The sequence below is a fragment of the Polaromonas sp. P1_G1 genome, from assembly GCF_056405595.1.
The window spans coordinates 71,819-92,369 of the sequence record NZ_JBFUBU010000007.1; the positions used below are offsets into that span (position 1 = coordinate 71,819).

The window sequence follows — 20,551 nt, forward strand, 5'->3', positions numbered from 1 at the left end:
GGTTCTACCTTGGGCAGCGCGATCACTGGTGCAGGTGGTACTGCTGGATCCGTCGGTTCTGGCACTACAGCTGGCACGCTGGGGAAAGTTGGCGAGATTGCTGGGTACATGAAGCCCGTCGGGCAGGCGGCCAGCGCTGCAAGCCAGGTAAAGGGACTCATGGCTGACGAACCAGCGCCACAGATTCAGGCAGCACCGGTCATGCAGTACGGTGGTGGCGCGCAAGGGCTTACGACGCTCTACAACACGCTTGAGCAAAACAACCTGCAGCGCCAGCAGGCAGAAATCGAGCAGCGCATGCGCCGCCGTCAACGATTGGGAGGCGTCTAAATGGCTGGACTCTTGGACTTTGTAAACACGCCAGAGGGGCAAGGCTTGCTTGCGGCTACCTTCGGGGGCTTGGCTGGCGCTCGCCGTGGGCAACCCATTAACAGCCTCGGGCGTGCGGGCCTGGCTGGGTTGGGCGGCTACACGGGTGCGCAGGATCGCATTGAAACCCAGCGCCAGAACGCCACGCAGCAGGAGATGGCGGCGCTTGCCTTGTCGAAAGCTCGGCGCGACGAGACGAACGAGCAGGGATTGCTCGGCTTGCAGTCGCAGTTCTTCACGCCAGGCAGCGCGGGCACGGCGGGCAATGCGGACGTGAATGCTGCCTTGCCGCCTGAAATGCAGATGGGCGCCATGCCGGCAACCCCGGCGCGCGCCCCGCAATTTGACGTGCAAGGCTACACGAACACCGCCCTGAACAAGGGGCTCATGACTCCCGGTCAGGCAATGGCTTTGCAGGCCAGTATGGCAAAGGACTCGACTATCAACAAGCTTGACGTGAAAGACTTCACGCCGGCCTCGGTAGCGAAGTACGCGCAAACCAAGAACTATGCAGACCTGGTGCGTATGGACAAGCTGCACTTCGCCGATACGGGCGGAGCGATTGCCGRACTGGATCCGTTCACCGGACAACCCAAGGCAGCGGCGCCAAAGACTGGCAATCCGTTCTCGGACCTCGTCATTGCCGATGGCCAAGGTGGCTTCACGCCGAACAGCCCGCTTGTTGGTGTTAAGCGCGACCTCGCAAAGGCGGGCGCCAGCAATACGAACATCCGCGTAGAAAACAAAACGGGGGATGGCTTAGCCGCCCAGGTTGGCCCGATGATGAAAGAGTCTGTGTCCGCCGCAGAGGGCGCTGCAAAGCAGATCGACGCGGCCAATCGCATCATCTCTGCGGTGGACTCGAACAAGATGTTTGCCGGCACTGGCGCGGAGCTGCGCCTGACGGCCGCGCAAATCTCCGACACGCTGGGTATCGGTGGGAACACCAATTCCGAGAAAATCGCCAACACTCGCCAAGCGCTGCAGGGGCTGTCACAGCTCACGCTGCAGGGCCGGGCGCAGATGCGCGGTCAAGGTGCAATCACGGAAAGCGAAAGCAAGCTGGCCGAGCGCGCAACCTCCGGCGACATCACTATGACGCCCGGCGAAATCAAACAGCTTGCCGGTGCCGCCAAACGCGCAGCCAGCTACATGCAGGCGGAACACGGGCGAAAGCTGGAAGTGATCAAAAGCAATCCAGCCCTGGCGAGCATGGCGCCCTTTTACGACGTTGCTCCCGTGCCGACACAACAAGAGCCGGCCCCGAAAGTGCTGGAATCGCTCCCGACACCTAATGCCGGGAACCGCGGACAACGCTTGCGCGACACGACCACCGGTAAGGTGATGGTGTCAAACGGCTTGCAATGGAAGCCTGAATAATGGCCTACGAAGTACTTGACGAACCGGCCCCCGCTGGGCGCTACGAGGTTCTGCCAGCTCCAACTGGGCGTAACGTTGCGGCCGATGCTGGGAATGCAGTGGGCACAGGCTATTTCCGTGGTCTGACTCGCTTGGCGGGCATGCCAGTGGATGTCGTTGCAAATGTGATGGACCTTGGGAAGGCCGCCCTTGGAGTTCCCTACATTGCTGCGACAGGGAGGTCGCCGCCGTCTTGGTTGGAGCTCGTGGACCGCGCGAACGTCGTTGGGTCTGGCGACAACCTGGTCAAGAACCTTAGTAAAACACGCGCGGGCAACTTTATGGTTAACCCAGCAAACCCGGCTTTCGAAGGCGGGTATGCGCAGGCCATTGGTGGCGGCTTAAACGGGGTCATTCGCCCAAATACTGTGCTGCAGGCGACCAATCAAGCTGCAAGCTCGGTAGCGGGAACTACGCTAGGGAAGGCCACATTTGATGCTACCGGCAGCGCTCCACTTGCAATAGCAGCCGGCATGAGTCCAACGGCTCTTCAAAGTGGTGCAATCGATCTGTCGCAGCGCGCAATCAGAGGGGGCGAAGAGGGACGGAGGGCGATGGCTCAGCGTGTCCAAGACCTGAAAAATGCCGGTGTTGATAATCCCACGATGGGGTTGGCTTCTGGAAACCGCTTGATTGGCGGTGTCGAAAATCTCTTGCAGAGCACGCCTGGTGCTATCGGTGTGATGCGCCGTTCGCGTGACGCCGCTGTTGCTGGCTTGGAAGGTAAGACTTCTGGCGCAGCGCAGGCGGCTTCACCACAGCGCGGTGCCCTTGAGGCCGGCACGTCCATCCAAGCGGGAATCAAATCCTTTCGTGATGACTTCAAGACGAAGCAGGGCGCGCTATACGACAAGATGGATGCGTTCATCCCGGGACAGACCCCGACCAACGTTGCCGGCACCAAGCGCGCGCTTTCGATCTTGAATGCCGACATCCCAGGTGCCCCAGAACTTTCAAAGCAGTTTAAGAACGCCCGCATCGTTTCCATCGAGGAGGCAATGAAGGCAGATACGGCTGGAGCACCTCAAGGCTTGCTGGTTCAGACTGTTGGCGGTGGTGGACTTATGAATGGGCCTGTCACACGCTCCCAGGGATTGCTGACGACTCCTGGATCTTCTACGGACTCCCTGCCATTTCAAGCGGTCAAGCAGACGCGCACGCTGGTGGGAAATGAGATCGCGGACAGTGGGCTGATGCCATCAGTGCCTCGCAGCAAGTGGAATTCACTCTATGGCGCACTTTCTGATGACATGCAGAAGACCGCCAATGCCAGCGGGACTCAAGCGACTAAAGCGTTTAACCGCGCATCTAACTTCAGTCGTTCTGGTGTGGACCGACTGGATCGAGTTGCACCCTTTGCGGACAAAGTGGCCCCGGAGCAGGCTTACACAGCAATGGTGCAAGCGACCAAAGAGAACGTTTCAACGCTTCGTGCGGTGAAGAAGACTTTGCCAGAAGGCGCGCGAGGTAGTGTTGCAGGGACGGTTATAGAGCGGCTTGGCAAAGGGACCAACGGCGTTCAAAACGAGTCGGGCTCAGTGTGGAGTCCCGAGACATTTTTGACCAACTGGAACAAGATGAAGCCGGAGGCACGGACTGAGCTTTTTTCCGGCTTTAAGGATTCTGCAAAGGTCATGGCCGATGTGTCGGCGGTGGCAAAGGCTGCCGCGATGATGCGTGAAAACTCAAAGATGTGGGCGAATCCGTCTGGAACCGGCGCAAACCTCGCTGCGCGCGGGTTACTTGGCGCTGTTGGCGCAGGCGGTGCTGGTGCTGCTGCCGGGCTTTTGAATCCTTTGGTGCCCGTTGGCGCCGGGTTAGCTATGTTTGGCGCAAATGGGATGGCGCGCGGTCTTACTTCAGCCAAAGCTGTGGAAAGCGCCACCAAGAACAACTATATCGACCCGCGAATGTTGAATTCCCAGGTTAATTCACTGATTGGCAGCGGGCTTCTAAATTATCAAGCCCAGAACTAGAAGACCAATACCGCCTAACGCCATGGCGGAGCCAATGACGATAACGAAGATCGATGCACCAGCTTGGGAGAAATCATCATTTTCCATTCGTGAATCTTAGACCAAACACCTGAAACCACCAAACCGCCCTAGAGGCGGTTTTTTTATGCCCGAAAGACGCATATGCCAGTACCAGCATCAATTAATGACCTATCCACGACGCCGGGACTGAACTCGCCTAGCGGGTCAGAAAACCCCACGACGGCGGATGATTACTTTCGGACGCTTTCGGCGTTCATTGCCGGCTTGCGGGACAAAACCATCGCTGATTTGACGGGTAAGGCGTCAGCCTTCCTCCGGATCAAGTCGGATGAAACAGGCTTTGAGATCCGCACCCCAGCGCAAGTCCTAGGTGATATCGGTGCTGCTTCCGCGGAACAGGGCTTTGACACTGGCGACATTCGGGACACGCTTTCCAACACGGCGCGCACAGGCTGGGTGTACCTGGCTGGCAGATCCATTGGTAACGCCGCATCTGGTGCCACCGAACGTGCCCACGCCGATTGCCTGGCGCTCTACATCCTGGCGTACACCACGCTGACCAATGCGGAAGCGCCGGTATCCGGCGGCCGCACGGGCAACGCCACCAACGATTTCAACAACGGCAAGACCCTGACCTTGCCGGATGCTCGCGGACGCGTCTCCGCTGGCAAGGATGACATGGGCGGCAGCACGGCGGGCCGCCTCACCTCGGGCGCTTCCGGCATTGTCGGCACCACGCTGGGCGCATCCGGCGGGGCTCAGACCGTCACGCTGACCACCGCCGAAATGCCAGCGCATGCCCACGGGCTCAACGACCCGGGCCACAGCCACAGCATGGCCGGCCTGATGCTGCTTTACGGGCAGCTCACCAACATTTCATCGGTCTTTGTGCAGTCCGGCTCTACGGCTACGACCCACGTCAGCACCAACATCACCATGAACAACGCGGGCTCCGGCGGCGCGCACCAGAACACGCAGCCGACCTTAATTGTTAACCGGCTCATCAAGCTCTGAGGACACCATGAAACTCTCCGTCATCGTTCCCGACAACGTCATCATCATTGATGGCGTGCTCCGCCGTCCGGTCGGCTTCATGTACCCGGATGGCATTCGCGCCGTCCAGTGGGACGGCACCGAGGGGCAAATTGAATGCACTCAGGGCTCACAAAAATGCATCACCGATGCCGCGCTGCTGGCCGACTATGTCGCCGCCCATGCAGCCGCGCCGGAAAATGAGAGCGGCCCAACTGCGCCACCCGCGACCCCGGCCGAGGCGGCCCTTGCGCAAATCCGTTCCCTCGAAGCGCCATTCGAGGATGACATTAAAAAGATACAGCGGCAATTCCTGATTGCGGCGCTGCTCAAAGAGGCCTGCGCGCTACCTGCTGCTGCGGGCATGACAGAGGCTCAGGTTCACGCCATTTTGATGACGCAACCGGACAAGGCTTACGCCAGGCTGGTGGCCCTTGAAGCGCTCATCGTTCCGCTACGGGAGCTGCTGCCATGAGCTGGGCTGCCCTGTACCTAGTGCTGCACCTGCCGGCGCTGGGCCTGCTGTACTTTCTCTGGATTCAGCRCGAGCGCGGCGGATGGTGGAAGCTGTGCCACTTCTTCGGAATCTTCGGGTTTCTGCCCGACATGCTGGCGAACTACACAACGCTGGCCATCGCTTTCTGGCACTGGCCCGGCCGGGCTTTCACTTTCAGCAAACACCTCAAATCCCTGTGCCTCCTTTCGGACCGGCGCGGGATGCTGGCCAACATCACCGCCGACGTTCTAGACGACTTAGCGCCCAGCGGCAACCACATCCACCGATAAGGAACTGCATGGACCACAATGACATCAGCCGCCCCTTTTTGAAGGCGTCCACCGCGGGCGCCGGCGCCGTAGCAGCCAGCACCGATGTGGCCGGCCAAGTGGCGCGCGCCGCAACAACGACAGCCAGCTATGACGCTTGGATGTTTATTAACTCTTTCCCTTGGGACCTGATCGCCAAAATCGCTGCTGCAATTTACGGCGTGTTGGTGCTGTCGGAGTGGATCTGGAAAAAGGTCTTACGCCCGGTTTTCGAGTCACGGGGCTGGTTGAAGCGCCGCCGCCGGCTGCTGACCGTCGAGGAATATGAGGCCGAAGAATCCGACAAGGCGCCGCTATGAAGGGCATTCGCATCCTAGTTGCCGCCTTGTCGCTCAGTGCGGCCGGGCTGGTGGCCATCGTCAACGACGAATCCTATACCGACAAGGCCGTCATCCCGACCAAGGGCGACGTTCCCACTGTCGGCTTCGGTAGTACCTTCCACGAAGACGGGCGGCGGGTGAAGATGGGCGACACCACGACGCCACCGCGCGCGCTGGTCAAGGCGCTGGCCCACATCAGCAAGGAAGAAACGATATTCCGCGCCTCGCTCCAGGGCGCCAGCCTGAGCCAGGCCGAATTCGACATCTACATGGACTGGGTCTACCAGTACGGCACCGGTGCTTGGGGCAAATCCAGCATGCGCCGGCAGATCCTGGCCGGCAACTATCTCGCCGCGTGCGATGCCCTGCTGGCTTACAAGTTTTCCGCCGGGTACGACTGCAGCACACCTGGGAACAAGGTATGCGCCGGCGTGTGGACCCGCCAACTCAAACGGCACGCGCAATGTATGGAGGTGCAGTAATGCCCATCCCGCTGACCACCTGGATAACCGGCGGCGTGGCGGCCCTGGCCATCGCCGCGGCCGGCGTGCAGACCGTGCGCTTAGCCGGGGAGAAACAGGACTTTGCCGACGCCCGCGCGGAGTGGAACGCCGGAAAACTGAAGCAAACCGAACAGCTCGCGGCAGCAAATGCCGAAAACCGCCGCTTCGAGCAGCGGCGTCAATCCATGGTCATGGAGGCCACCAATGCAAGAACGAAACGTGAAGAAACTCTCCGCCGCGATGCTGCTGGCGTCCGCACTGAGCTTGCAGGCTTGCGGAACGATCTCACCCGCTCTGCCGCAAACCTGCCCGGCGCTTCCTGCGATGCCGTCCGCAAGCGAGTCTCAGCCGCAGAAAACGTATTCGAACAGTGCGCAGGACGATATTCAGGGCTGGCGGAAACAGCTGGCCGACACGCCTCTGACTCCCTGATGTATCAGCAGGCTTGGCCTAGGTGAGTCGGGGCGCTTGCTTCATTCGATTGGGCACCTTTGCGCACAATCGTCGTTCGCTGATTGCCAGGCGTCACTTCTATTCTTGTTCTCGATTTTCCACTGCGAAGTTCCGCCAAGGTTGCAGGTACAAGTAACGTCCCAATCTGCAAGCACGTCATCCGCTACATCCGGATTTAACGTTTCTAACCTTACCCGCCATCCTCCGTGAGCGCCTTTGTCCGGCTCTACTTGGTTGTTCATAAGTTACCCCTTTAAGTGGTGGCCAAATGCCTACTCACAACTTGAAGCTCACACAACGAAGCTAAATCGGTGTACTCCTTAGCCAAGGTGAGCTCATCACAATTTGCGCTTCACGCATGAGAATGACAACCTCTAATTGGAGGAGTGGTTGCGCCTCATGGGGGCCGCGGGGCAAATGGGGGAACAAAAGGGGGAACAGTTTGCTATTAAATCAATCGATCCCCATATATGGCTAGGGTTTCAAGATATCTTGCAGTAGTCCCCAGCCACCATTTCACCAAAGCCCGACCTTCAACCGTCGGGCTTTTTTCATGGGCGCCCGATGGCGCTCGCCGACCGTTTTGTACTCGCGACGACAATACGCCCATGGCAAGCATGCAACTTCAGGAAATTCTCTTCTCCCAGGGCTTTGGCACGCGCCGCGTGTGCGCGGGGCTGGTTCAACAGGGCCATGTGACGGTGGCCGGCGCGCCGTGCGACGATCCGGCCGCCGAATTCGAGCCTATCGAAGGCCTGCGCTTCACGGTGCAGGGCATGGCCTGGGAATACCATGAAAAAGCCTATCTGATGCTGCACAAGCCCGCGGGCTATGAGTGCTCGCAAAAACCCAGCACCTACCCGAGCATCTACACGCTGCTGCCGGCGCCTATACGCCAGCGCGGCGGCGGGGCCGCCGCCGGTGTGCAGGCAGTCGGCCGGCTGGACCAGGATACGACGGGGCTCTTATTGCTGTCGGACGACGGCAAGTTCATCCATCGCATGAGTTCCCCGAAGCACCACGTGCCCAAGGTGTATGAGGTGCGGGCCAAACACCCGGTGGACGGCAAACAGGTGGCCAAGCTGTTGGCCGGCGTGGTGCTGGACGACGACCCCAAGCCGGTGCGGGCCGCGGCCTGTGAGAAAACCGGCGAGAACCAGTTGAGCCTGACGCTGACAGAGGGCAAATACCACCAGGTCAAGCGCATGATCGCCGCCGTGGGCAACCGGGTGGAAGAGGTCGGCGGCCTGCACCGTTCGCGCATAGGTTCCCTGGATCTGCCGGCCGACCTGAAAGCCGGTGAGTGGCGCTGGTTGACGGCGCAAGACCTGGCCCGCATCGCGGCCTGAGCGTCGCGGACATCCGCCGGCGCCGCCTTATCGCAATTCGGCCGGCCGGGTGTTGGACTGTATGAGAAACGAGTCGTGCCAGTGGCCGGGCATGCTGCTGCTGTGCTCCTGGTCCATGTGGGTGCGTATCTGCCGCTGTTGCGCCAGGGTTTTTTTCAGACTGATGCGGGCAACTTCGAGGACTGCTTCTTCACGCTTGAGATGCCGGGCTTTGGTGGCCGCTTCACCGAAGAATTCGTTGCGAAGTTCGTCCGGGTTCGGCAGCATGGACGGGTTGAGCACGGCGTAGGAAATGCCGCATTGCGCCAGCAAGTTGCGCTTCAGGCTTCTGGCTTTATGGGAAAGGCCGAAGGACTTGGGGACGTCCACGCAGCCGACCACGTGGCCGTCGCCGGCGCAGACTGAAAAGGTGCAGGTGGTGTTCTGCAGCATTTCATACCAGTACAGGCTGTTCTCACTGGCATTGGGCCTGGTGAAACGGGTCACCGGCATCTTCACCAGCACATGGTGATCGTCAAAAGTACCGATCATCCAGTGCCAGGTTCGCAGTTCCTCGCTGTTCATCAAAACCCGCGCGTGCAGAGGCCAGTGTTTGGGAATGCGGCGTTTTCCGCGGTTTACCCAGCGTGCCCACAAGCTGTACCATTCGGCGAGATGCGGCATGTGAAGCTGCCCTGCCGGTGACCATTCTGAGTTTCTGTACACGACGAACTCCTGGTTTGTTACGGGTAATTACAATATGCGCCGATTTGCGCACTTTGACTTGAGATGTGTCGTGAAATTGGCGTTGTATTACTGATTTAGTGTGAATTTTTAGACGAAATTCGCGTCTCGATGCATTTGCTTACAAGGAGGAGAGAAAAACATGGACAAGCGCAAATTTATGGGGATCGCGGCCTTGGGCGCGGTCGCCTTGCCCGAACTGGCGCAGGCCCAGCTGGCGCCCAAGGCGCAAAAAAGCCCGACCGTGCTGACCGTCAGCGGCCTCATAGGCGCCGGCAACCGCGCTGCACTCGACCCGGCGCTGGACCAGATGATGGCCAAGCAGAAGATCAAATTCGACAAGGCCCAGGCCTTTGATTTTGCCGCCCTGGCCGCGCTGCCGGCCGTCACCATCAAGCCCACGCTCGAATACGACAGCAAGCCGCATACGCTCAAAGGCCCGCTGCTGGCCGATGTCCTGAAAGCCAGCGGCGTGAAGGTCAACGACAAGACCACGGTGTTCCTGCGCGCGGTGGACGGCTATGCGGCGCATGTGACGGCTGCCGAAATCGCCAAGTACCGGTTTATCGTTGCCACCCACATGGACGGCCAGCCTCTGTCGCTGGGCGGCTTGGGCCCGCTGTGGGCTGTTTATGATGCCGACCGCTTCCCTGAGATGGCGGCCAAGCCCTTGCCCGCGCGCTTTGCCTGGTGCCCCTGGGCGACTTACCACATTGAGGTCAAGGAAGCCTGACCTCAATGAAGCTCAGGCTGGCGGTTTCAGGAAGTCTGTGACCGCCTCTACGGTCTTGGCGGGCTGATCGCGCTGCGGCGAATGTCCGCAGGCCGTCAGCCGCAGTTGCTGCGCGTGGGGCGCGACCCGCGCGATTTCGTCCAGCTGCCGCAGGGTGCCGTATTCATCGTCCAGGCCCTGGACCAGCAGCAGCGGCGCCGTGATGCGGCCGCATTCCTCGCGGATGTCGAATCGGCGAAAAGCCTCGGACAGCCAGACGTCGTTCCATTGCCAGAAAGCCACGTCCACCTCGGCGTGGTAGCGCGCCAGCCGCTCGCGCAAGCCTCCTGATTCAAAAGCCACCCGGGCTTCGGTGATCGCTTGCACGGCGATGTCTTCCACCAGCACATGCGGCGCCATCGCGATGCAGGCCGACACGGGATGCCGGCTGGCGTGGAGCAGGGCGATGCTGGCTCCGTCGGAATGGCCCAGCAGCACCGGCTGATGGATGTTCAAGGCTTGCAGCAGGGCGGGCAGCACTTCCCATGCTTCGCGGTGCATATAGTCCGGCGGCAGCCGCCCGCTGCCGCGCACGTTGGGTATGGATGCGGACCGGCCATAGCCGCGCCGCGAATAGACGATGCCGGCCCTGCCTGTCGCTTCGCACACGGCCTGCGGCCAGTCCAGCCCGCGCTGCGTCCACAAGGCGACCGAGCCCAGGCCTTCGTGCAGGAAAACAATCGTGGCCAGGTCGGCCCGCCCGGCAATGCGCCTGACTTCCAGGCGCACCCCGTTGATCTCCACCATCTCCGTCAAATTCATCACCGCATCGTAAGGGATGTAAACGGATAGGGCGTCCAGCGCATTAGGTCTCCTGCAGGCTGCTATTTGCCGGCTTGAGTGGTTTTGCGGCAACTTCGCGCCGCTACACTAGCTGGTTGCACCTAGAAAGACCGTTTTTGTGAATGTTTCCGCCCGTTTTGCAGCCGCCTGGCTGTGCGCCTTTGCCGCCCTGACAAGTTTCCCGGCTCTTGCCCAGACTGCGGCGGCTCCGGCCGCTTCCGGGATCACCACACCCGTCTTTGTGCTCAACTCGCTGGACGACACCGTCAGCGTGATCAACCCGGCCACCTGGACCGAGACCCGGCGCATCGCCACCGGCAAGCAGCCGCACCACCTTTACCTCACGCCCGACGAAAAATCGGTGATCGTGGCCAATGCCCTGTCGGACTCGCTGACCTTCATAGACCCGAAAACCGCCGAAGTGCAGCGCACGATACGCGGCATCCTGGATCCTTACCAGTTGCGCTTTTCGCCGGACATGAAATGGTTCGTCACGGCCGCCAATCGCCTGAACCACATCGACATCTACAAATGGGACGGCAAGGACATCACGCTGGCCAAACGCGTGGCCACCGGCAAGACCCCCAGCCATCTGTGGATAGACAGCAAAAGCACGACGATCTATTCCACCATGCAGGACAGCGACGAGCTGATCGCCATCGACCTGGGCAGCCAGTCCATCAAATGGCGCACCAAGACCGGCTCCATCCCGGCCGATGTCTACGGCACGGCCGACGACAAATTCATGCTGGTGGGCCTGACGGGCGGCGACGCGGTCGAGGTCTATGACGTGAGCGGGGCACAGCCCCAGCGCACCAAGGTCATCAAGACCGGCGCCGGCGCCCACGCGTTTCGCGCCTTCGGCGACAAACGCCATGTGCTGGTCAGCAACCGCGTGGCCAACACCATCAGCCGGATAGACCTGCAAACCCTCGAGATGGTCGACCAGTTTCCCGCGCCGGGCGGTCCAGACTGCATCGACGTGAGCCGCGACGGCAAGCAGATCCTGGTGACATCGCGCTGGGCGCGCAAGCTCACCGTGATCGACGTGGCGACCCGCAAGGTGGTGCGCCAGGTTAACGTTGGAAAGAGCCCGCATGGCGTCTGGACCCTTGATCACTCGCCAAGGTAGGCAAGCCCCGGCAGCTGCGCTGCTTGCCGTTTTTGTGGCGGTTACCTGCCTGCAGCCAGCCTCGGCTGCGGCACCCTGCAAACCCGTCTACCTGACACTGGACACCGGCCACATGGCGGTTGCGCCCCTGATGGCCGAGGTGCTGAACAAGCACCAGGTCAAGGTCACGTTTTTCGCCGCCAATGAGCGCACGCAAACCGGTGACGGCAGCCTGGGCGCGGAGTGGGCGCTCTGGTGGAAGGCACGCGCGGCTGAGGGCCACGAATTTGCTTCGCACACCTGGGACCACGTTTACTGGCGCGGCGACGTGCCCGCTGTGCCGGGGGCACAGGCGCAGTTCAGGATGCGCCCCTCGGCGGGGCCGCTGGAGGGCAAGGACTTCACCTGGACGGCCGCGCAGTACTGCGAAGAAATCAGCAAATCCAGCAAGCGCCTGGAAGCCATCACCGGCAAAAAAACGCTGCCGCTGTTCAGGGCGCCGGGCGGCAAGACCTCGCCCGCGCTGCTGGCCGCCGCCAAGGCCTGCGGCTATGAACATGTGGGCTGGTCGCCCGCGGGCTTCCTGGGTGACGAACTGGCCAGCGAAAAATACCCCAACGACTTCCTGCTGAAGAAGGCGCTGCGCGACGTGCGCTCCGGCGACATCCTGCTGGCGCACCTGGGCATCTGGTCGCGCAAGGATCCGTGGGCACCCAAGGTGCTGGAGCCGTTGGTCACCGGCCTGCAAGCGCGCGGCTTTTGCTTCAAGACACTGCGCGAGCACCCCCAGTACAAAGACTGGATTGACGCGCAGTCCGGCCCGGCACCGGCCAGGCCCGCAAAATAAGCGCCATGGACTGGTTCAGTAATTATTTCTCGGCGGCGCAGCAATGGCTGTTCGAGGCGGCCGTGCAACCCGCGATGTTCGCGCTGGGCATGGGCAACCTGCTGGAAGACGGCTATGATGCCACCGCCTGGTTCATGGTGGGCGTGATCCAGGTCGTGATCCTGCTGGCCCTGATCGGCCCGCTGCAGCGCTGGCGGCCGGTGGAGCCGGTGACTGACCGCGCCACCATACGCACCGACGTGCTGTACACGCTGATCCACCGGCTGGGCCTGTTTCGCATCGCGCTGTTCTTCACGCTGGACCCGTGGTTCGACGAAGCCTTCGGCGCACTGCGCACGGCCGGCTACGGCACTTTCCATCTCGACCAGCTCTGGCCCGGCGTGAGTGACCACGCGGTGGTCAGCCTGTTGATCTACCTGGTGGTGTTCGACTTCGTGGCTTACTGGACGCATCGCGGCCAGCACCAGCTCGAGTGGTGGTGGCGCCTGCATTCGCTGCACCACGCGCAGCGGCAGATGACCATGTGGAGCGACAACCGCAACCACCTGATCGACGACGTCCTGGTCGACTCCATCGTCGTGCTGGTGGCCCAGCTTATAGGCGTGCCGCCCGGCCAGTTCGTCGCCATCGTGGCCTTCACCCAGCTCAGTGAAAGCTTCCAGCACGCCAATGTGCGCATCTGGTTCGGCCGCATCGGCGAGCGCCTGTGGGTGAGCCCGCGCTTTCACCGGCTGCACCACAGCATCGGTATTGGGCATGAAACCGTCAAAGCCGAACGCACGGTGCTCGGTGGACACAATTTCGGTGTGTTGCTGCCCTGGTGGGATGTGTTGTTTGGCACGGCGAATTTTGAGCAACGGTATGACCCTACCGGCGTTCGCGACCAGGTGGAGGTCAAACGGGACTACGGCAAGGGCTTCTGGTCGCAGCAATGGATTGGCTTGAAGCGCCTCTTCGGCCGCGCCTGAGGGCTGAGGTCTTCAAGCCAGCGGGGCTGCGGAACCGGCTTTGCCGGGCCGCAGGCGCAGCGCCCCCTCGGGGGGCAGCGAACCACACGAAGTGGGGAGCGTGGGGGCTGCGGTATCCTGTCGGTCATGAGCAAACTTCTTGACGCCTTCTGGCGCGCCGTGATGTATTGCCTGCACCCGCGGGTCATCGTGCTATCGATCCTGCCGCTGGTGATCATGGCCGTAATTTCGCTGACCTTGGCCCACTTCTTCTGGGACAGCGCTGCCGAAGCCGTTCGCGTGCAACTCGGGAGTTTCGAGCTGGTCGATATCATGATTCGCTGGCTGGAGGGATTGGGCTTAAGTCAACTGCAAACCGTACTGCCCAAGGTGCTGCTGTTGTTGTTGATTATTCCCGTCATCATCATTGTCTCGCTGCTCTTTGTGGCACTGCTCATGACGCCTGCCATGGTGGCCTTGGTGGCTGAACGGCGCTTTCCGCAAATGGAGCGCAAACGGGGAGGTTCCCTGTTCACCAGCCTGTTTTGGTCGCTGGGCTCGACCTTGCTGGCCCTGTTGGCGCTGGTCATTTCGATTCCGCTTTGGTTGATTCCGCCGCTGATCCTGGTGCTGCCGCCGCTGATCTGGGGCTGGCTGACTTACCGCGTGATGTCTTATGACGCGATGGTGGACCACGCCAGCAGTGAAGAGCGGCGGCAGATTTTCAAGGAGCACCGCATGCCTTTGCTCGCCATAGGCGTGCTCAGCGGCTACCTCGGCGCGGCGCCTAGCGTGCTCTGGGCCTCGGGCGCAATGTTCGTGGCCATGGCGCCCATCCTTGTGCCGGTGGCGATCTGGATCTACACCCTGGTGTTTGCCTTTTCATCCCTCTGGTTTGCCCACTACACCCTGGCCGCACTGGAGCAGCTTCGCAAGAAGAACAATGCGCTCGTTCCGGACCCACTCGCGCAAGAGGCGATCACGTCCATGGCGGCGGAACTGGCCCCCGAGGCCCTGCCGGGACCAGCGCCCAGCTTTGGCTCCATGGGCGGCAAGCCCGATTTACACCTGCCTTGAATTCCCTGAACATGAATCCTCACTTCGGCCTCATCATCGTCGGCGACGAAATCCTCTCGGGCAAACGCGCCGACAAACACCTGCCCAAAACCATTGAACTGCTGGGCGCGCGCGGCCTGCAGCTGGCGTATGCCGACTATGTGGGCGACGACCCGGCGCGCATCACCGCCACGCTGGCGCGCGCCTTCTCGGCGGCGCGCGACAACGGCGACGTGGTGTTTTCCTGTGGCGGCATAGGTGCCACACCCGACGACCACACCCGCCAGTGCGCGGCGAAGGCGCTGGGGGTCGAACTGGCCTTGCACCCCACGGCCAAAACCCTGATCCTCGAACGCATGGCGGACGTGGCCAAGGAGCAGGGCACGCCCTATGAGCCCGACCGCGACGACAACATCCACCGCCTCAACATGGGGGTGTTCCCGGTGGGCGCGGAGATCATCCCGAACCCCTACAACAAGATTCCCGGCTTTACCTGCCGGGCGGGGCTGGGGGCGGTTCACTTTGTTCCCGGTTTCCCCGTCATGGCCTGGCCGATGATCGAATGGGCGCTCGACACGCACTATGCCCATCTGCACCAAAAGTCGCCTTACACCGAAAAATCGGTGATCATTTTTGGGTCCATGGAAGCCATGCTCACGCCGCTGATGCTCGCCATTGAAGCGGCGCATGCCGGCGTCAAGGTCTTCAGCCTGCCCAGCGTGGACCACCCGGAATACGGCCGCCATATTGAGCTGGGCGTCAAAGGCGCGCCCGAGGCGGTGAATCTGGCCTATCCCGCCATGCTCGCCGGCCTGCACAAATTTGACCTCAAGTTCGGCCCCGAGTTGGTGCGTTGATTTTTTGCACTTAAAAGGTGCATTTGGAGTGACGCACTTAAATGGTGCAACCGTTACGGCAAGGTGTTTTTTCTCTTTTCAGCCTCGCCAAGGCTGGAAGTGAGGCCAGATAACGGCACAATCCGAGGCTTGGCAGGAAAGCGTAGAGCCAACGGCTTTGGCACAAAAAGTGCATTCAACAGGCCTGAAGATAATTTTCAACCACCCATCCAGCACAGGAGATTTTGATGGCAAAGACCGTCGCAGACGTCATGAAAATGGTCAAGGAAAACGAAGTCAAGTTCGTTGACTTCCGTTTCACCGACACCCGGGGCAAAGAGCAGCACGTGACCGTGCCCGTGTCCCACTTTGACGAAGACAAATTCACGTCGGGCCACGCCTTCGACGGTTCTTCGGTTGCCGGCTGGAAGGGCATTGAAGCCTCCGACATGCAGCTGATGCCTGACCCCAAAACAGCCAACATCGATCCTTTCTTTGAAGAAACGACGCTGTTCATGAGCTGCGACGTGCTCGAGCCCGCTGACGGCAAGGCCTATGACCGCGACCCGCGTTCCATCGCGCAGCGCGCCGAAGCCTACCTCAAGGCTTCCGGCCTGGGCGACACCGCTTACTTCGGTCCTGAACCCGAATTCTTCATTTTTGACGACGTGCGTTGGAACACCGACATGTCGGGCACCTTCTTCAAGATCGAAGAGTACGAAGCTCCCTGGAATTCGGGCGCCAAGCTCGAAGGCGGCAACCGCGGCCACCGCCCGACCGTCAAGGGCGGCTACTTCCCCGTTCCTCCCGTCGACAGCACGCAGGACATGCGCGCCGAGATGGCCCTGATCCTCGAATCGCTGGGCATTCCCGTCGAAGTGTTCCACCACGAAGTCGCCGGCGCCGGCCAGAATGAAATCGGCACCAAGTTCAGCACGCTGGTGCAGCGCGCCGACTGGACGCAGATCCTGAAGTACGTGGTGCAGAACGTGGCCAATGCCYACGGCAAGACCGCGACCTTCATGCCCAAGCCCATCGTCGGCGACAACGGTTCCGGCATGCACGTTCACCAGTCCATCTGGAAAGATGGCAAAAACCTGTTCGCCGGCGACGGCTACGCAGGCCTGTCCGACTTCGCGCTGTACTACATCGGCGGCATCATCAAGCACGCACGTGCCCTGAACGCCATCACCAACCCCGGCACCAACAGCTACAAGCGCCTGGTTCCCGGCTACGAAGCACCGGTCAAGCTGGCTTACTCGGCCAAGAACCGCTCGGCCTCGATCCGCATCCCTTACGTCGCCAACCCCAAGGGCCGCCGTATCGAAGCACGCTTCCCCGATCCGCTGATGAATCCGTACCTGGGCTTCTCGGCCCTGATGATGGCCGGCCTGGACGGCGTGGAAAACAAGATCCATCCCGGCGAAGCCGCCACCAAGGACCTGTACCATCTGCCGCCCGAGGAAGATGCAAAAGTGCCAACCGTCTGCCACAGCCTGGACCAGGCGCTGGACGCGCTCGACGTGGGCCGCAGCTTCCTGACCAAGGGCGGTGTGTTTACTGACAGCATGATCGACGCCTACATTGAACTGAAGATGGGTGAAGTGACCCGCTTGCGCCAGGCGACCCACCCCATCGAGTTCGAGATGTATTACTCCCTGTAAACAGGAGGGCTCGCGCTCAGCCGCTCACTGTGGTTTTTCACAGTTTGTGTCCAAAAAAGGACGGCAAATGCCGTCCTTTTTTATTGTCCCGGCAGGTTGTGGGTGTGCTGGCTTTGTATTTTTGCCCCTTTGCCGCATACTGATAGACCGTCCTAGCCCTTACCGGCATCGGGAGTTTCCTATGAAAAACACCTTTTTGCTTTCTGCCTTGTCCCTGCTGCTAGCCGGCGCGGGGAATGCCGCATGGGCGCAGCAGGTTTTCCGCTGCGCCGGCGTTGGCGGCTCCACGCCCGAATACATCAACAACGCCAAAGAAGCGCAGACCCGCAGCTGCAAGCTGGTCTCGGGCGGCAACGTCACAGTGGTACAGAGTACGCCGGTGAGCAGCACGCCCAAGCCCGCTGTCCGTGTGGCGGCAGCGGCCGGTTCAGGCGGCCCGCGCACCGACGGCAGCCCAGAGCAGCGCGCCCGCGACAGCGATTCGCGCGCCATCCTGGAAGCCGAGCTGAAAAAAGCCGAGGCCAAGCTGGCCGAGCAGCAAAAAGAATACAACAACGGTGAGCCAGAGAAGCAGGGCATCGAAGGCCGCAATTACCAGCGCTACCTGGACCGCGTGGCCGAGCTCAAAGACAGCATCACTCGCAACCAGAGCGACATTGCAGGCCTCAAACGCGAGATATCCCGGCTTCCTTCGGGCGCTCCTACCCTCAATTAAGCGCGCAGCGCCGGCTTCTGAGTGAAAATGGATGGCTTGAACAAGCCATCCATCCGCACCGCATCCTCCTCCGCCCTGATTTCGGGGCTTCCTCGCTTTCAGGCCTTCGACCTGCTGGCCACGCTGGTCGCCGTCGTCCGCACCGACGGCACCGTGGTGTTCGCCAATGCCGCACTGGAAGACGCGCTGGGCACCTCCCGGCGGACCATTGAAGGGTCCCAGCTTCCCGACTGTTTCACCGAACCGCTGATCCTGCAGAACGCGCTCGAGGGCGCGGGCAGCAATGAGTTCGCCGCCCTGCGTTATGACGCCTGGCTCAGGCGGCTGAACCATGAGCCCCTGCCGGTCCATGTGGTGGTGGCGCAGACCGACACCCCGGGTGAGGCCATCGTGGAACTGCTTCCGCTCGAGCAGCAGGCCAAGCAGGAGCGGGAAGAGCGCCTGATCGACCAAGCGCAGGCCAACAAGGAACTGATACGCAACCTGGCCCATGAAATCAAAAACCCGCTGGGCGGAATCCGCGGTGCTGCCCAGCTGCTGCAGATGGAAATCGGCAAGGACCTGACCGAATACACCCAAGTCATCATCCACGAGGCGGACCGGCTACAGACGCTGGTGGACCGCCTGCTGGCGCCGCACCGTCGCCCGCACCTGGTGGGCGACGTGAATATCCACGAGGTTTGCGAGCGCGTACGCTCGCTGATCCTGGCGGAGTTTCCCAGGGGGCTGAAGGTCACGCGGGATTACGACATCTCGATTCCCGATTTCCGCGGCGACCGCGAGCAGCTGATCCAGGCGGTGCTGAACATTGCCCACAACGCCGCCCAAGCCCTGGCCGAGCGCATCGCGGCGGGCAATGCGCAGATCACTTTCAAGACCAGAATCGCCAGGCAGGTAACTTTTGGCAAGCAGCGCTATCGCTTGGCACTGGAATTGCATGTTATCGACAATGGACCGGGTGTGCCGGACTCCATCAAAGACCGCATCTTCTATCCCCTGGTCTCGGGGCGAGAGGGCGGTTCGGGGTTGGGGCTGACATTGGCGCAAACCTTTGTGCAGCAACACCACGGTTTGATCGAGTGCGACAGTGTGCCGGGCCGTACAGATTTCAAGCTGCTCATACCGCTTCCTTGAAATGTGTCTCCTTCATGATTGATACATAACGCGATCGGCGCGGAGGGCTTACAGAGGGCCTCGCGCTGAAAGCATGACAAAAGGGACTGCATACATGAAACCGATCTGGATCGTTGATGATGACCAGTCCATCCGGTTTGTTCTGGAAAAGGCCCTGCTTCGCGAGGACCTTCCTACGCGCAGTTTCACCAACCCCCGCGAAGTGCTTGCCGCGCTGGAGAACGCGACCGAAGAAGACGGCCCGCAAATCCTGGTGAGCGACATCCGCATGCCCGGCGGCTCCGGCCTGGACCTGCTCGAAAAGGTCAAGGAAAAGCTGCCCGGCCTGCCGGTCATCATCATGACCGCATTTTCCGACCTGGACAGCGCGGTCTCCGCCTTCCAGGGCGGGGCTTTCGAATACCTGCCCAAACCTTTCGACCTGCCCAAGGCAGTCGAGCTGATTCGCCGCGCGGTGGAGGAAAGCCAGCGCGAAGAAGTGGCCGAGGAGCGCATGGCCTCCGCGCCCGAGATGCTGGGCCAGGCGCCGGCCATGCAGGACGTTTTCCGTGCCATCGGGCGCCTGAGCCAGAGCATGGTGACGGTGATGATCACCGGTGAGTCGGGTTCCGGCAAGGAGCTGGTGGCGCGCGCGCTGCACAAACATTCGCCGCGCGCCAACGGACCTTTTGTTGCCATCAACACTGCCGCCATCCCTAAGGACTTGCTCGAGAGCGAACTCTTCGGCCATGAGCGCGGCGCCTTCACCGGCGCGCAGACCATGCGGCGCGGCCGCTTCGAGCAGGCCGAGGGCGGCACGCTGTTCCTCGATGAAATCGGCGACATGCCCTTTGACCTGCAGACCCGCCTGCTACGCGTGCTCAGCGACGGCCACTTCTACCGCGTCGGCGGGCACAACGCCGTCAAGGCCAATGTGCGTGTCATCGCCGCCACCCATCAGGACCTCGAGCAGCGCGTCAAAGAAGGTGGTTTCCGCGAGGACTTGTTTCACCGCCTCAATGTGATTCGCCTGCGCCTGCCCGCCTTGCGCGAGCGGCGTGAAGATGTCTTCATGCTGACGCGGCACTTCCTGCAGCAAAGCGCCAAGCAACTCGGCGTTGAGCCCAAGCGGATTTCCGATACCGCCCTGCAACAGCTGAGTAACTTCAGTTTCCCCGGCAACGTGCGCCAGCTCGAGAACATCTGCCACTGGCTTACGGTAATGGCGCCGGCCCAGGTGATAGAACCCAAAGACCTTCCGCCTGAAGTGCTGGGAATGATCCCGGAGTCCGGCAAGGCCCAGGTTCCGGCTGAAAGGACCGAAGCCCCGCGTATGGAATGGGCCGCGGCCACCGACAAACCGCCGGCCGCCCACGCGTCCGAAGCGGCTTTGCCCGTGCCGGCAGGCGGTGTGGAGCAAAGCTGGGAAACCGGCCTTGAAGCCGAAGCCCTGGCCTTGCTGGCCACCGGGCGCAGCGATGTGTGGGACGTGCTCACGCGGCGTTTTGAGTCCAAGCTGATCCAGACCGCGCTGGCCAATACCCGTGGCCGCCGCATCGAAGCGGCCCAGAAGCTGGGCATAGGGCGCAATACCATCACGCGGAAGATCCAGGAGCTCCATCTGGAATAAGAGCCCCCACGCTCCCCCACTTCGTGTGGGTCGCTGCCCCCCGAGGGGGCCGCCCGCCTGCGGCCCGGCAAAGCCGAAAAATTGGCA

The 20,551-nt window shown here is 61.4% G+C and carries 22 protein-coding genes; 20 read left to right on the forward strand and 2 right to left on the reverse strand.

The genetic code is table 11. The features are described from left to right. Positions 1–159: 159 nt before the first annotated feature. The 10 genes from AC1D1Y_RS04615 to AC1D1Y_RS04660 all read left to right on the forward strand — a co-directional run bounded on the left by AC1D1Y_RS04615 (position 160) and on the right by AC1D1Y_RS04660 (position 8,267). Positions 160–330: a hypothetical protein gene (locus AC1D1Y_RS04615; protein ID WP_477681311.1), complete on the forward strand. Its 171-nt coding sequence runs from the start codon at positions 160–162 to the stop codon at positions 328–330. Further along, entirely contained in the window at positions 331–1,749 is a 1,419-nt protein-coding gene (locus tag AC1D1Y_RS04620) for a hypothetical protein (protein ID WP_477681312.1), read from the forward strand. Continuing rightward, positions 1,749–3,764: a hypothetical protein gene (locus AC1D1Y_RS04625; protein ID WP_477681313.1), complete on the forward strand. Its 2,016-nt coding sequence runs from the start codon at positions 1,749–1,751 to the stop codon at positions 3,762–3,764. The genes AC1D1Y_RS04620 and AC1D1Y_RS04625 overlap by 1 nt, the downstream gene beginning before the upstream one ends. Before the next feature lie 162 nt (positions 3,765–3,926). Beyond that, positions 3,927–4,799 carry a hypothetical protein gene (locus AC1D1Y_RS04630; RefSeq protein ID WP_477681314.1) on the forward strand — a complete coding sequence of 291 codons (873 nt, stop codon included), beginning with the start codon at positions 3,927–3,929 and terminating at the stop codon, positions 4,797–4,799. 7 nt (positions 4,800–4,806) lie between these two features. Beyond that, entirely contained in the window at positions 4,807–5,292 is a 486-nt protein-coding gene (locus AC1D1Y_RS04635) for a hypothetical protein (RefSeq protein ID WP_477681315.1), read from the forward strand. Then, positions 5,289–5,603, forward strand: coding sequence for a hypothetical protein (locus AC1D1Y_RS04640; RefSeq protein ID WP_477681316.1), 315 nt, complete (start codon positions 5,289–5,291; stop codon positions 5,601–5,603). Before AC1D1Y_RS04635 ends, AC1D1Y_RS04640 begins: the two co-directional genes overlap by 4 nt. Positions 5,604–5,611: 8 nt before the next feature. Then, the gene (locus AC1D1Y_RS04645) at positions 5,612–5,941 is read left to right on the forward strand and encodes a hypothetical protein (RefSeq protein ID WP_477681317.1); all 330 of its coding nucleotides are present in this window, start codon (positions 5,612–5,614) and stop codon (positions 5,939–5,941) included. Further along, the gene (locus AC1D1Y_RS04650) at positions 5,938–6,444 is read left to right on the forward strand and encodes a lysozyme (RefSeq protein WP_477681318.1); all 507 of its coding nucleotides are present in this window, start codon (positions 5,938–5,940) and stop codon (positions 6,442–6,444) included. The genes AC1D1Y_RS04645 and AC1D1Y_RS04650 overlap by 4 nt, the downstream gene beginning before the upstream one ends. After that, positions 6,444–6,923, forward strand: a complete 480-nt coding sequence (locus AC1D1Y_RS04655) for a hypothetical protein (RefSeq protein ID WP_477681319.1) — start codon at positions 6,444–6,446, stop codon at positions 6,921–6,923. The genes AC1D1Y_RS04650 and AC1D1Y_RS04655 overlap by 1 nt, the downstream gene beginning before the upstream one ends. A gap of 612 nt (positions 6,924–7,535) precedes the next feature. Then, positions 7,536–8,267 carry a pseudouridine synthase gene (locus AC1D1Y_RS04660; protein WP_477681352.1) on the forward strand — a complete coding sequence of 244 codons (732 nt, stop codon included), beginning with the start codon at positions 7,536–7,538 and terminating at the stop codon, positions 8,265–8,267. A 27-nt stretch (positions 8,268–8,294) separates the two neighbouring features. Here AC1D1Y_RS04660 and AC1D1Y_RS04665 read toward each other — a convergent pair whose 3' ends face one another. Beyond that, positions 8,295–8,831: a hypothetical protein gene (locus AC1D1Y_RS04665; protein WP_477681320.1), complete on the reverse strand. Its 537-nt coding sequence runs from the start codon at positions 8,829–8,831 to the stop codon at positions 8,295–8,297. A 301-nt stretch (positions 8,832–9,132) separates the two neighbouring features. Between AC1D1Y_RS04665 and AC1D1Y_RS04670 the strand changes: the two genes are divergently transcribed. Continuing rightward, on the forward strand, positions 9,133–9,723 hold the full coding sequence (locus AC1D1Y_RS04670) for a putative pterin-binding protein (RefSeq protein ID WP_477681321.1): 591 nt from the start codon (positions 9,133–9,135) through the stop codon (positions 9,721–9,723). A gap of 12 nt (positions 9,724–9,735) precedes the next feature. On the opposite strand, the gene AC1D1Y_RS04675 is transcribed toward AC1D1Y_RS04670, so the two are convergent. Next, positions 9,736–10,524 (reverse strand): alpha/beta fold hydrolase, encoded by a 789-nt coding sequence (locus AC1D1Y_RS04675; RefSeq protein WP_477681322.1) that lies wholly within the window; start codon positions 10,522–10,524, stop codon positions 9,736–9,738. Between the two features lie 139 nt (positions 10,525–10,663). Between AC1D1Y_RS04675 and AC1D1Y_RS04680 the strand changes: the two genes are divergently transcribed. From AC1D1Y_RS04680 to ntrC, 9 genes are all read left to right on the forward strand, one after another. Beyond that, positions 10,664–11,677, forward strand: coding sequence for a YVTN family beta-propeller repeat protein (locus AC1D1Y_RS04680; protein ID WP_477681323.1), 1,014 nt, complete (start codon positions 10,664–10,666; stop codon positions 11,675–11,677). Then, on the forward strand, positions 11,643–12,503 hold the full coding sequence (locus AC1D1Y_RS04685) for a polysaccharide deacetylase family protein (RefSeq protein WP_477681324.1): 861 nt from the start codon (positions 11,643–11,645) through the stop codon (positions 12,501–12,503). The genes AC1D1Y_RS04680 and AC1D1Y_RS04685 overlap by 35 nt, the downstream gene beginning before the upstream one ends. A gap of 5 nt (positions 12,504–12,508) precedes the next feature. After that, a complete protein-coding gene (locus AC1D1Y_RS04690; RefSeq protein WP_477653638.1) occupies positions 12,509–13,471 on the forward strand; it encodes a sterol desaturase family protein in 963 nt (320 codons plus the stop codon). Between the two features lie 126 nt (positions 13,472–13,597). After that, positions 13,598–14,527: an EI24 domain-containing protein gene (locus tag AC1D1Y_RS04695; protein ID WP_477681325.1), complete on the forward strand. Its 930-nt coding sequence runs from the start codon at positions 13,598–13,600 to the stop codon at positions 14,525–14,527. A gap of 11 nt (positions 14,528–14,538) precedes the next feature. Continuing rightward, positions 14,539–15,363, forward strand: a complete 825-nt coding sequence (locus tag AC1D1Y_RS04700; RefSeq protein WP_477681326.1) for a competence/damage-inducible protein A — start codon at positions 14,539–14,541, stop codon at positions 15,361–15,363. 227 nt (positions 15,364–15,590) lie between these two features. Continuing rightward, the gene (gene glnA, locus AC1D1Y_RS04705) at positions 15,591–17,006 is read left to right on the forward strand and encodes a type I glutamate--ammonia ligase (RefSeq protein ID WP_477681327.1); all 1,416 of its coding nucleotides are present in this window, start codon (positions 15,591–15,593) and stop codon (positions 17,004–17,006) included. Positions 17,007–17,187: 181 nt separating this feature from the next. Next, positions 17,188–17,721: a hypothetical protein gene (locus AC1D1Y_RS04710; RefSeq protein ID WP_477681328.1), complete on the forward strand. Its 534-nt coding sequence runs from the start codon at positions 17,188–17,190 to the stop codon at positions 17,719–17,721. A gap of 27 nt (positions 17,722–17,748) precedes the next feature. Then, entirely contained in the window at positions 17,749–18,855 is a 1,107-nt protein-coding gene (gene glnL / locus AC1D1Y_RS04715) for a nitrogen regulation protein NR(II) (RefSeq protein ID WP_477681329.1), read from the forward strand. 94 nt (positions 18,856–18,949) lie between these two features. Then, positions 18,950–20,464 (forward strand): nitrogen regulation protein NR(I), encoded by a 1,515-nt coding sequence (ntrC, locus tag AC1D1Y_RS04720; RefSeq protein ID WP_477681330.1) that lies wholly within the window; start codon positions 18,950–18,952, stop codon positions 20,462–20,464. Positions 20,465–20,551: the final 87 nt, after the last annotated feature.